The 12,572-nt window shown below is 37.8% G+C and carries 10 protein-coding genes; 7 read left to right on the top strand and 3 right to left on the bottom strand.

Going from position 1 to position 12,572, the window contains the following annotated elements:
- Positions 1-17 precede the first annotated feature (17 nt).
- Both AAEU30_RS03280 and AAEU30_RS03275 read left to right on the top strand, forming a co-directional pair.
- Positions 18-1,148 (top strand): helix-turn-helix domain-containing protein, encoded by a 1,131-nt coding sequence (locus AAEU30_RS03280; protein WP_421959294.1) that lies wholly within the window; start codon positions 18-20, stop codon positions 1,146-1,148.
- 107 nt (positions 1,149-1,255) lie between these two features.
- On the top strand, positions 1,256-1,843 hold the full coding sequence (locus AAEU30_RS03275; RefSeq protein WP_421959293.1) for an acyl carrier protein phosphodiesterase: 588 nt from the start codon (positions 1,256-1,258) through the stop codon (positions 1,841-1,843).
- Between the two features lie 77 nt (positions 1,844-1,920).
- Here the strand turns inward: AAEU30_RS03275 and AAEU30_RS03270 are convergent, their stop codons facing one another.
- Complete coding sequence (locus AAEU30_RS03270; protein WP_087532364.1) at positions 1,921-2,229, bottom strand: hypothetical protein; 309 nt, start codon at positions 2,227-2,229, stop codon at positions 1,921-1,923.
- A gap of 225 nt (positions 2,230-2,454) precedes the next feature.
- Between AAEU30_RS03270 and AAEU30_RS03265 the strand changes: the two genes are divergently transcribed.
- The 4 genes from AAEU30_RS03265 to AAEU30_RS03250 all read left to right on the top strand — a co-directional run bounded on the left by AAEU30_RS03265 (position 2,455) and on the right by AAEU30_RS03250 (position 6,969).
- Positions 2,455-3,687, top strand: a complete 1,233-nt coding sequence (locus tag AAEU30_RS03265) for a Vgb family protein (protein ID WP_421959292.1) — start codon at positions 2,455-2,457, stop codon at positions 3,685-3,687.
- Between the two features lie 264 nt (positions 3,688-3,951).
- A complete protein-coding gene (locus tag AAEU30_RS03260; protein WP_421959291.1) occupies positions 3,952-5,781 on the top strand; it encodes a diguanylate cyclase in 1,830 nt (609 codons plus the stop codon).
- 372 nt (positions 5,782-6,153) lie between these two features.
- Positions 6,154-6,729 carry a superoxide dismutase [Cu-Zn] SodC gene (gene sodC, locus AAEU30_RS03255; protein WP_421959290.1) on the top strand — a complete coding sequence of 192 codons (576 nt, stop codon included), beginning with the start codon at positions 6,154-6,156 and terminating at the stop codon, positions 6,727-6,729.
- Between the two features lie 12 nt (positions 6,730-6,741).
- Entirely contained in the window at positions 6,742-6,969 is a 228-nt protein-coding gene (locus AAEU30_RS03250; RefSeq protein WP_421959289.1) for a ChaB family protein, read from the top strand.
- A gap of 55 nt (positions 6,970-7,024) precedes the next feature.
- Here the strand turns inward: AAEU30_RS03250 and AAEU30_RS03245 are convergent, their stop codons facing one another.
- Together AAEU30_RS03245 and AAEU30_RS03240 are read right to left on the bottom strand one after the other, a co-directional pair.
- Entirely contained in the window at positions 7,025-8,353 is a 1,329-nt protein-coding gene (locus AAEU30_RS03245; protein ID WP_421959287.1) for a sodium/glutamate symporter, read from the bottom strand.
- A gap of 317 nt (positions 8,354-8,670) precedes the next feature.
- Positions 8,671-10,641: a winged helix-turn-helix domain-containing protein gene (locus tag AAEU30_RS03240; protein ID WP_421959286.1), complete on the bottom strand. Its 1,971-nt coding sequence runs from the start codon at positions 10,639-10,641 to the stop codon at positions 8,671-8,673.
- A 242-nt stretch (positions 10,642-10,883) separates the two neighbouring features.
- Here AAEU30_RS03240 and AAEU30_RS03235 point away from each other — a divergent pair, with 242 nt between their 5' ends.
- On the top strand, positions 10,884-12,320 hold the full coding sequence (locus AAEU30_RS03235) for a serine hydrolase domain-containing protein (RefSeq protein ID WP_421959285.1): 1,437 nt from the start codon (positions 10,884-10,886) through the stop codon (positions 12,318-12,320).
- The last annotated feature ends 252 nt before the right edge of the window (positions 12,321-12,572 follow it).

Raw genomic sequence — 12,572 nt, 5'->3', positions numbered from 1 at the left:
GGTAAAAGCGCACTGTTATGCAAAATACGTCTCCTTATTTTATGCTTATTTTTGTTTGTATGAGCTTAATGCTTTTAATTGCACTTAAAAAAGATAAGCAGCTTGTTCATTATTTATTTGCTATATTTTGTGGCTCGTTATGTATGGTGGGTACGCAAAAGCTCAGCGCGCCAAGTTTGGGGGAGTATCAATACTTTATTGGTTTGTTTACTTGCGCAACGTGTAATGTTTCGTGGTTAATTTCACGGGCCTTATTTCGTGAGCATAACCCTATTTCACGCAGGCATATGGCAGTTGCTAGCACCATCGCGCTTTTGATCATGTTTAATCAAACATGGCACTATTTAGTTAGCCTTGACCCGCAACCACTTTCTAGCAGTCATATAATGTGGCGATTAAAACAAGGCATGAATGAAATAACAGGTTTACTTTCATCGTGCATTTTAGTGCTTTCTTTTTGGGAGTCGCTGAGAGGTTTTAATAGCAAAACACACGCTCAAAAAGTGCAATCAGTGATTTTTGCAAGTGCGTACTTTTTAGCGGTTTTTAATGCCAGTATATTACCTGTATTTATATTTAGCCCAGCGGAGATTGAGCTATATAACCCGCTAATTATCACTTCTTCTGCACTGTTAATTGTATTTGCAATGCACACAGTTATGACCCTACAAGCAAGTATCGCCAACAAGCAAACGCTACCTCAGAATGATGAGGTTGGGTTTGATAGTGATGAAGTAAAACATCTTAGCAAAAGCACTCTTCATCAAGAGCAAGTACCACCTGAGTTGATAGCTGGTATTTCTGAACTCATAAATGAACAGCAATTATTCTTACAAACGAACCTTAAAATTTCAGATTTTGCGCAAGCGCTGATGGTGCCTGAATATAAAATTAGCCGAGCGATTCGATATCATTATAAGGTTGCTAACTTTAATCTGTTTATTAATCAATACCGTGTAAATTATGCGAAAGGGTTATTAGCAAGTGAGCAAGCTAAAGAATGGAGTATTTTGAGCATTGCACTTGAGAGTGGCTTTTCGTCTCTCGCAACGTTTAATCGGGTATTTAAAAGCATTGTGGGCGATATTCCTAATGAGTATAGAAAACAAAGCGACAATTATAATAATGCGAATGTAGGGTCTTGTTGATTATCTAAAATGGTTGGCGGTTGTAACTTTATTTTTCGTACACTTATATTTTGTTGTTTTTTAATTTTCTGTGGCTATTAGCCTGTATAAATAACTTAAGGAATACGTTGAATTATTTAGCTCATCTTTATTTGGCAAAACCTACGGCTGATTCGCATTTTGGTAATTTACTCGGGGATTTTGGTGGTCGTAAATATACTGAAAATCTCCCTTTATCAGTTGTAAATGCGCTAAATAACCATTATTTGGTTGATAAGTTTACCGATGCTCACCCTTTAGTTAAAGGCGCTAAGGTGTATTTTTCACCACAACGAAGGCGCTTTTCGGGCGTGGCGATAGATGTGTTATTTGATCATTTTCTAATTAAGCATTGGCAAACCTTTGAACATCAGCGATTAACTGACTTTAAACATATGAGCTTTGGTTTTTTACATCAGCGTATGCCTGTTATGCCTTGTAAAATGCAGCGCGTTATAACGAGTTTGACTGAAGATGATTGGTTTAAAGAATACGAAACTCTCGAAGGAGTAGGAGTTGCACTTGATAATATAGCAAAGCGCATTCGCTTTATTAATGAGTTTACTGGTGCGGTGGAGGATATCAAGCGTAATTACCGTGAGTTAGATGCGCTATTTTTAGCGTTTTTTCCAGAACTTATTGAGCATGTGAGACTGCAGGGGATTGAAGAGCTCTAAGCTTTCAGTAGTTACGAGAGTAGAGTAACCAGCCGCAAATTTTGAAGCTCGTAATCCGTTTCTCGTTACTTAATAAATCAATCATCAGGCCCTTTAAGGGTGAACACTAAATGCTTGCGCATATCTTTTAAGATAACCCCTTTTTTAAGCATTGCACCACTTAAGCGTTTTTGCCACTTTAAAAGTTCTGGTTCTGCTGCCGCTAGTGCTTGTTCATCCTCAAATTGAAAACACATTAGTAGTGAGCCAGGAAATAAGTGATATTCCACATCAAACCAGCATTGCAACATACCTTTTAGTTCATTGCGACCTTGTTCTTCTATTGTGTCGGCAACATTCAGTACAAGTGCTTGTTGCTTGATTTGCACGGCAGAGAGTTTTTTCATTGTGTAATCCAAATTAGATGGCTGAAAATATAGCCTGAAAAAGTGATTATACCTGAGCTTGTTGGCAGCCAGCAATGTGACGGTAAGGTTTTTATAAAATGAGGTTTAGTTTGACGATAAACTATTTTTAATATTGGCGCTAAAGCTCGGTAATTATTGCAAAATAAACATTGATAGTAAGTTTTTTTACCCTATGCTTTAATGATAAAAAAGTAAGGGGGCGTTATGAGTAGGGATAAATCTGTAGTTAATAAATATGTAGCTGTAATGGCCGTATCAGGAGTACTAATTTCACCAGTACCTGTTTTGGCCAAAGAGACGAAGCAATTAGTTGAACAGTTATGCAGTAGTTGCCATAGCCTTAATAATCTCGAGCGCAGTGCGGGTTACAGTCAAGAGCATTGGAAAACGCTTATTAGCTACATGGTTGATACTGGCTCAGATACGCAATTAACTCAAGATATAAGTGCTCATCTAGCAGAGCATTATCCAGTTAACGCTAAGCGTGAATCAAAGGTGGTTGATGGAAAGCTCAAGTTAAACTTTAAATATTGGCAAGTGCCAACACTTGGCCAACGTGCGCGGGATCCAGTACAGGGTAAAGACGGAATTATTTGGTGGGTTGGCCAATGGGGGAATATCCTTGGTCGGTTAGACCCGCAAACAGGAGAGATGAAAGAGTATACTTTGCCAAGTGGAACGTTTGCTCATAGTGTGTCCCTTGATAAAAACCTGACGCCTTGGTTTTTAGGTAATAAAAATGGCACCGTTGGCTATTTAGATTTGGCAACAGAGCAATTTAAAGTTTATAAAATGCCTGATAAAAAAGCTCGCGACCCGCATACGGGTGTGTTTGATGATGCTGGAACGTTTTGGTTTACCCTGCAACACAGTAATATGATTGGTAAACTTGACCCCCAAAATGGCGATATACAACTGGCAACTTTACCAACCAAAGGTTCTCGCCCCTATGGTATAAAGATTGATTCAAGTGGGACGCCTTGGGTGTCGTGTAATGGCAGCAACTGTTTAATTAAAGTTGATAAAAACTCTATGCAGCTGAGTGAAATCAAACTGCCTGGTGCGAAAACTCATACTCGGCGACTTGCCATAACGCCGAATGATATGATTTTTTATGTGAACTCTGGCATGGGGAAGCTTGGTCGTTATAATCCAAAAACCGGTAAAATTACCCAGTGGGATAACCCCAGTGGCGAAGATAGCCACCCATATGCAATAGAATATGCTGATGATGCAATTTGGTTTAACGAGTCAGCTAAACGCCCTGAAACCTTAGTTAGGTTCGACCTTGCAAGCGAAACCATGCAAAGCTGGCAAATACCCAGTAAAGAGGGCGTTTATTCAGGTTTAATAAGGCATATGCGAATAGGTAATAATGGGCTTATTATTCATCAAACAGCGACCAATCAACTAGCCGAAATTACTTGGTCCATGTAATGTTGGTGTTCCATATTTATTGTTAACCCCATTGGTTATGGACGATAGGTTTAAATTGGCAAACTAGCTACGTTTACCTATCTTTTTAAATATGACTAAACCTAATGAAAAATGATGGATTTAGCCCGTGTATCGGTGAGCTTTTGCTATTGGTTAGCTATTATTAAGTTTGATTTAGTGCAATAATCGTTAAGATTTCTAAAAGCGGCAAATAAAATAACAAGCGTCACGCAGTAACCTGAGGGATTTTAGGGTATGTACAGGATGTTCTTCTTTTTAATTTTTTCAACAAACCTTTTTGCTAATGATGTTAGTGACATGATAAACCGAGTTTATTATGGCCACACCACAATCATTGAATCAAAAACTATATTAAATACACTTGAAGCTGGTATGCCCTATGACAACAGTGTGGATAATGCACGCGTTATGGCTTTTAAATGTTGGTTTTTCGAAACTGATACAGCGCATAAGCGGTATACATTCAAATCTTTTTTTACGCAGGCTACACTGGTGGTCAATAGATCTGGCTCTAAATTACTTCAGTATTCACTTGATGTGTGTGAGAGCTCACAGTTTTATAGTCAAGGGTTATATACACAAACAATAGCAAAGTTAACCCCGATTGCTGAACTAGCTCTCACATCTGAAAACCGTAGCTCCGATATGTACTCTGTTATTGGCTTAGCAAATAAAGTATTAAGTCGTGTATATGTTGCGCAAGGGCGATACGAGCTCGCATTTTCTGCAGCGCAAACATCTTATCAGGCTTATGAACTCACAAATAACCCATACGAACGCGCTTTAAGTCTTCGTGAAGTTGCAGATATACATTTAGCGCTTGCTAACTATGGATTAGCGATTGAACAATTACTGCGGGCTAAGTTAGAGTTAGCTGTATTTAATGTACAAGAACAGTATAAAATCACTGACGAAATTGCTTATGCGTATGAACAAAAAGGGGATATTAATAAAGCCATTCCGCTTTACTTATCGATTTTTGACCCTGTTAGAAAGTTTGAAGATGATGATGGTTTTGCATATTTAGTAATCAAAGTTGCAGAGCTGTACACACAATTAAGTGAATTTGATAAGGCCAAGCATTATTTTAATCAAGCAAAACAACTTTCATTTAGTAGTGAGTGGATCAGGCAGTTGTATGCATTAGCGCATGGCGAGTGGCTTTTAGCTACAGGTGACCTTGCTGCTGCAAAACGAGAAAATGAAATGTTAACTCAATTTGATAGGCTGCAAACATGGCCAATGGGATTCACTAAGCGCTACCTTACATTTTTTTCGCAGCTGAGTGCGCAATTAGGTAACTACAAGCAGCAAGTAGGTGCACAAGACCAATTGCTGCGAATAGTAAATGGCCAAGTCAAAAGTGTAGCCAATAGAGTATTATTATCAGAGCGATTAATGTTTAATTTTAATCAGCAAAATAGAGAAATAGCCAGATTAGAAGAAGTAGCCGAAATTAAAGGAGAACTTTTGGATTTAGCGCTGGATAAATCTTTTTGGCAGCGAACGGCTTTAGCTTTTATGTGTGCACTTTTTATATTTTTAACTGTATACACTTACAAACAAGTTCAACATAAAAAGCATTTCAAACTATTAGCATTAAAAGATGAATTAACGGGCATTGCAAACCGACGTGCTATTTTAGATATGAAAAAAATGGTAATTAGTCGGGGTAAAGAAACCGGTAAAGCAAGTTCGCTCATCTCTATTGATATTGACCACTTTAAAGCGGTTAACGATGAATATGGCCATGATATTGGTGATGAGTTGATAAAGTCAATCGTTAAAACCTTGTCTCATTCGATACGCTCGTCGGATAAAGTAGGCCGTGTAGGCGGAGAAGAGTTTTTAATCGTCCTCGAACACCAATCCCTAAACCACGCACTCGAAGTTGCGCAAAGAATTAGGCATTCAATAGAGCAGCAAATTCACACTACAAAGAATATTCAGGCAACAGTTAGCATGGGAGTGGTCGAAGTTAATGCTAGTGAAACCCCTGAAGAAGCAGCTAAACGTGCTGATCTTAATCTTTATGAAGCCAAAAAAAGCGGCCGAAATACCATTGTTGCGTAAAAAGTTTAAATACAAACTAAATTAACGGGCTTTGAAATACTTTGTAAATGATTAAAAGCCCGATTAACCAGTGTTTTTATCTACTCTAATTTTTTGGTTAACTAATCCTACCCTCATAAGATATGTAAACTTGTCTTTTACTTTGTAATTATGCCCTAGTTGCGGCGTAATTTATTACTATGTAAGTACTGTGTAGTTAATGTTCATGCTTATTAATTATATTTCTTCATTTAATATCAGTGTATTACCGTATTTTTTGTTTCTGAGTTAGAAGTTTGTCCAGCTTGGTATAGAGATTGAAGCTTTGTACAGAGCTATCGCTTAAGTTAGCGGTTGTGTTTTATCAAATTTTTACTAAACGAGGAGATTAAAATGAATAGCTTACCGTTTGATTCAATTATGAAAAAAAGTATGGCACGTATTTTAAAACCTGCTTGTGCCGTATTATTTACTAGTGTCTGCTTACAAAATAGCGCCTTGGCGAGTATTGACGTTGAAATGTATCAGGCAACCAAGTCAGGGCAGGGGCAATCATTGGGTATCATCACGCTGTCAGAAAATGAACACGGTGTTACTTTTACTCCAGATTTAAAAGGGTTAACTCCTGGGCAGCACGGTTTTCATGTTCATCAATTAGCAAGCTGCGAGCCAAAGAAGAAAGAGGATAAAGTTGTTCCAGCTGGAGCAGCTGGTGGACATTTGGATCCAACCTCTAACCATCACCATGATAAACCGTGGGCCGATGGACATTTAGGAGACTTACCAGCGTTGTACGTTAATGAAAATGGCCAAGCTAAATCGCCGGTATTAGCACCACGCTTAACGCTTGAAATTGTAGAACAACATGCTTTGATGATTCATGCAGGTAAAGATAACTATGCTGATAAGCCTAAACCATTGGGTGGTGGCGGTACTCGCATTGCATGTGGTGTGATTGGGCAAAGATAAGGAGATAATATAATGCCATATAAAAGTCGAGACGAATTACCTGAATCAGTAAAAGATAACTTACCAAAACATGCCCAAGAGATATACCAAGAGGCATTTAATAGTGCATGGGATACTTATGAGGATCCAAGCGATAGAAAAGGCAATGATGACCGAGAAACAACGGCACATAAAGTAGCTTGGTCTGCAGTTAAAGGTAGTTATAGTAAAAACGACAATGGCAATTGGGTAAAATCTTAGTAAGCAAAAAGCCGCTACAATTGTAGCGGCTTGTTAATAATAGTAATGCAGTGCTTTAATCCTCTTTATTTTTACGCTTTTTATAAAAGGCGAAACTGCCCACCACAGTGACTAAAATGGCTGACATTATGCCCGTAAACACCCAAGGCCCAAAGTTGGCAATGGTAGGCAGTGCAAGAGCTGTGACTATGCCGCCACCGACAATTGGCTCATACAGTGGTTGCTTATAGCTAAAGGGGCGGATATGTTCGTTTGGATTTGAAGTAGCTTGTTTTAGCATTAATAACCCCACAGCCGTGGTGCCCATTGATTGTCCAAGCTCGCCAATTCCTCTCACCTTCCAATCCTTTTGAAAAAACCAAGAGCCAAAGAAAAAATAAATAGCGGAGCTATACAGCACACCTACGGTGCCTAAAATTAATATACTTTGCCAGTATTTAGCAAGTACAGATAAGTTTAGTGCGCCAAGTGCAGCAATAATTAATAAATCGAGAGCGAGGTTAGAGAGCTGGTTGATTTGGTAGTGACTAATTAAATTACCCATACCTGATTTATTAAGAATTATTTGCACAACTAAGCCAACCATCATTGCGATTGGGAATAAAGGCATATATTCTAAAATTTTGACCGATGAATCCGTAAATAGGCTTTTTTCAGCCACTTGCAAGCCGCTTAAAACAAGCCAGGCAAGTATTATTACAGAGCCTAAAATAGCAAAGTGCAAGGCAAAGGGGCTGTCTTTTACTTTAACTCTTTCACCATGGCTTATCTCTAACTCTTGATCGCCGCCATCAGTGCGATTAGACATCAGTGTACCTAAGACAATGGCGCTTATAAGGCCTATAGTTGCAATTCCAAGCCCTAAGTCCATCCCTTTAGCAAAGTCGATACTTTCAAATGTGGATTGTAACCCAGCAACTGTGCCGTGGCCGCCTTGAAACCCTACTGCAATCAAGGCTCCCGCAACAGCATCAGTGTCAAATAACGGCGCGAGTACTAACAAGGCTGTGATCATTCCAACAACATATTGGCCTATAGCAATACTATAGCCAAAGCATAAGTTTGGTAGACTTTGGTTTAATGATTGCTTAATTGTAGGGATTTCCTTACCTAAGAATAAGCCAGCAAACACTACAACTATTAAGTATCCGGGTAATTCTTTCCATATATCGACAACGGCCTCATCTATCCATAAATTAGTATCTTGCAGTGAAAGATCAATGTGCTGCCCAAGTAATTGAGGCCCTAGCACTAAGGCCAAAACGCCCGCAATTAATGAAGGTGGAACAATCAAACCCTTTAAACAGGTGTATTTAATGAGATTCCCGAGGGTTAAAAATAATGCTAGTAATAGTAACGATTTAAAAAACAGTGCAATATCCATAACTGAATTAACCTGTGCGTTTTTGGCCAGTTATAACTCCTTAATAACAAAAAGCCGGATGTATTTAAAATTACAGATAATGATTTTGCAAAATACATTCCAGAGTTTTACGGTTTAACTTACTGGTATTAAAAGAGTAATTTTTTTACTTTTGATTGAGTGTAAAGGCTTTACAAGGTATTTGAATAATTTTCAAAGGTAAGCACTAATAGAAATAAAATAGACAGATAAAAGTAGACGTTATTAAATAGTTTCCTATTGTATTTATATAGCAAGAGCAAATAAATGCTCCATTGCCAGTGCGACTTTATATAAAATTATTCATTGAGCTGGATCTCAAGTGATCGAATATCTGCCTGGCTTACCTTTTTTGATAAAACATAATAGTTGTCGGTAACAGCTTGTAGCTGATCACAAATTTGTTCGCATAGTGTAGCTAACTCGTGTTGAGGTTTTAATCCTTCACTTTTATAACTGTAAAACCCAAGTTGGAATTTGTTGTTTTTAAAGCTGCGATAGTAAATACCGTCTTTGCTAGGGAATACACGCAGCTTTGCCCCAGGTACTGTAATTAATTTTGTTTTGGTACTGATATTTTCAATTGTATCGTTGGAGGCCGCGATTATCTGCTGCTGTTCATTTTTAAATAATTGGCGAGCATTTAGTTGTTCATGCAATGGCTGCTTTTGTGACGTGGTTAGGTTGTATTTGTAAAGCCAATCTCCCTGAGCCGACTTATCAACATACATAAATGTATCTTTGTTTTCTAGCAGTATGAGCGGGATGCCGAGTAGGTTATCTAACCATTTTATATTTACGTTATTACCTAATATGCTAATAACAAAAGGGCGATTGTTAAGTGCACTTATAAGATGTGTGTTACTTAGCCAAACAGGAGGCGCTAGTGCGAGTTCTTGTGTGTGATTGTCAAAAATAATAGATTCATTATTTGAATCAAGCTCTTTTAAAAGCAGCTGTGGAATACCATTTTTACTGGATATATAGGTAACTATTTTTTCATTTGGCGATACAGCAGCGCTGGTATCTACACTATTTGAGTCTGAAATTTCTTTTATATTTGAAACATCAGTTCTATTTGCAAGGTATAAGTCTTCATCAGTGCGCCTTTGTAGAAAGTACAGTTTAGCTGCAACTGATTGGATATACTGCACAAAATGGTAGTTATTGTATGTTATAGATTGCCAGTCACCGCTAACATGGAGCTCAGACAAGTTTTTTCCATTACTGAGTAAGAGTGATTGTTGGTCTTGCTGCCAAGTTAAAAAGTACCAATTATGATCAAGCGCTTTTATTGTCTCGAACTGTTCAGTTTGAATGTCAAAAGTTTTAACCACAGAGATTGAATCTGTATTAAAGCCAATGACTGCAAGTTTATTTTGTTGTGGTGATAAACTAATTTTATACGGTTTAAACGTATCATTTGGAGTGAGAAGTTTGCGCACCTCACCTGAAATAAGATTATGCTGGTAAAGCGTTACATTGCGGCTATGTTCAGAAGCGTTAGTATTACCAAGATAAAATAGTTGTTGTTTTTTATCTATAAAAAATGGGCTATTCCAACTAATGTCACTGCGCCTAATAAGTTGTGTTTGTTGTGTAGGTTGTAAGTCGTCATCTAATAATATTTGCCCAAACTCAATACCGCTATCGTGTGATGCTGAATAGACTAATGAATTGGCGTTGCGCCATGCTAGGTATGTGTAGTTTTGTGCTTCCTTCGTAATTATCCATGTTTTTTTACGCTTTAAATCTTTAATGTAAATATGCTTATTAGTGCCTTGGCGTGACTCACTTCTTATAATTGCTATGTGATCATGGTTTGGGTTAACACGCATATAGCGTTCAATAGCTTTACTTGCGGTAATAGGCTTTAGGTTATTTAAAGTCTGTTGTGATGCTGGAGTGTTTTGCCAAATAGCGACTAAAAAAATAAAGGTACAAAGAGCGGCGACATAGAGAGCTATTTTATGGCTGTTCACTTTAGCTTTGGTGTAAATTTTTCTGTTTACAGGGCTGCTTGGCGATGAAATTATTGCTTGCAAAGTATAACCACGTTTAGGGTGTGTTTTTATTAACTTTTTATCGTCATCACCCAATGCTTTTCGTAGCAGTGCTATATTGCGCCTTACCGAGTTCGGGCTGTAAATAGAGTGGGGCCAAACTTGTTTGAATAGCTCTTCGGCGGAGATAATGCTGTTTGCGTGTTCGCACAATACAATAAGCATTGCCATTACTTTAGGCTCAAGCAGCTGAGTACGACCATGCACAGAGACTTCCCCTGAAGTTGGGTTTACACGTGCCTCGTTAATATAGAATACATTAGAGAATAACGGGGGATTAAAGCTTGCTCCTAATTTATTGTTATTGTTGATTATTCTTTTCCTTAATGTTTTCTTAATTGTTTTTTAAGCACAAATTCATCGCTTATCTGTGAATTTGACGCTATCAAAGTCAGCCAGCTAATTCTGTTTTTATGATAAACAAATAATGAAAAAAGGAATACGTTAATATGCGACTGATGCAAATAATATTACTCTTGGTATTACCATACTCTGTTGCTGCAAAGCAGCCTGATGAATCTCAATTAAATCCCTCCATAGTAGTCGAAGAGTTCTTAACTGTATTTAACAGCAATGATGTTGAGACTATCACTAAATATGTTGATGATCACTTTGCACAGCAAAGCCTTAATCGTTGGCAGGGGACAGGCCGTAAACGTTATATAGGCTATATAACGAATATGGCTAATTTACACAAGCAATTGAATCTAAAGAGTACAACGCAAAGTTTACAAAACCAAACACTGCGGGTGACAATTCATGTTGATTCTAACACGACAGGGCTTAGTTATGATTCAGTCATTTTATTTGATCAACAGCATAAAATAACTAATTGGTACCTCTCACTGAATGATACATTTAAACTAGCTGATGAAAATATAACCGAATTAAAAGTCACTCAAGCGATTCAAAAATTAACAGAAAAGCTTGCTAAAAATGGTTTTTTTTCGGGCACAGTGTTATTTGCTAAAGATGATAAGGTGTTATTCACAAAAGCCTATGGTCTGGCATCTAGGCGCTATGATGTAAAAAATAATCTTACTACTAAGTTTCAAATAGGCTCTATGAATAAGATGTTCACTAGTGTGAGCATTATGCAATTGATTGAAGCAAATAAATTATCACTTGATAATAAGCTTACTCAATACATGGATAGAGATTATTTTGGAGTGGGCGACTTTGATTCTATCACCATAGAGCAATTATTGACGCATACCTCAGGTTTGGGTGACATTGCGGGTTTTGAAGCTAAGCAATCACAAATTCGTTCATTGCAAGATTCACTGCCTTTGTATAAAAATATCCCATTAAATTTTAAGCCTGGTAGTCAGTGGCAATACAGCAGCACCGGTATGCGCATGCTGGGCCATGTTATTGAGTCTGTTGCAAAGCAAGATTACTACGCTTTTATTCAACAGCATATTTATCAAAAAGCCGGTATGACTGATAGTGGGAGTTTTGATTTAGATGTGCCCATTAAAAATACAGCAAGAAATTATTGGTATTCGTTTGAAACCAACGCCATTACAGAGAATTTGATGAAGCAAGCTGTCAAAGGCGGTCCTGCTGGTGGCGGGTACTCAACTGTTGGTGATTTACATAGATTTGCGCTTTCATTAATTAATCATCAGTTGTTAAATACTGAGTTAACTTCTCAAGCTACGTCTGCAAAACCAGAGCTACATTCACCTAATTATGGTTATGGATTTTCGGTCAGAGGTGATGAGGGTAATCAAATTATTGGCCATAATGGCGCTCATTTAGGTATGAGTGCACAGCTTAATATTTATCGTGATAAGGGTTATATACTTGCCGTGTTGGGCAATAGTCCCGATGCGGCTGAGCCAATCGTAATTGCGGCTAATAGTCTTGTGAAGCAGCTGTGATTTTTAGTGTCCACCGCAAAGAAAACGCATATGGGCATTTTAAAGTGGTAACTAATTTTTGCTTTAGGTAGAGACCACTGATAGTAGCTAAAGCCTTTCAAAATAAACTGAATCACCTAGTCAACACTTTAGCTTGATAGCTAAGGCATTACGCCATGTAACCAAATAATAGATTGGAAAAGATTACATTGACTGTGTAATCTTTCTATATTTTATTACTGGTTAAGCACCAGATGATTATTACTACATGAT

The organism is Pseudoalteromonas mucoides, from assembly GCF_049257175.1.
GTDB lineage: Bacteria > Pseudomonadota > Gammaproteobacteria > Enterobacterales > Alteromonadaceae > Pseudoalteromonas.
The sequence above is the reverse complement of the archived record's forward strand: the minus strand, read 5'-3'. Positions and strand labels throughout refer to the sequence as shown.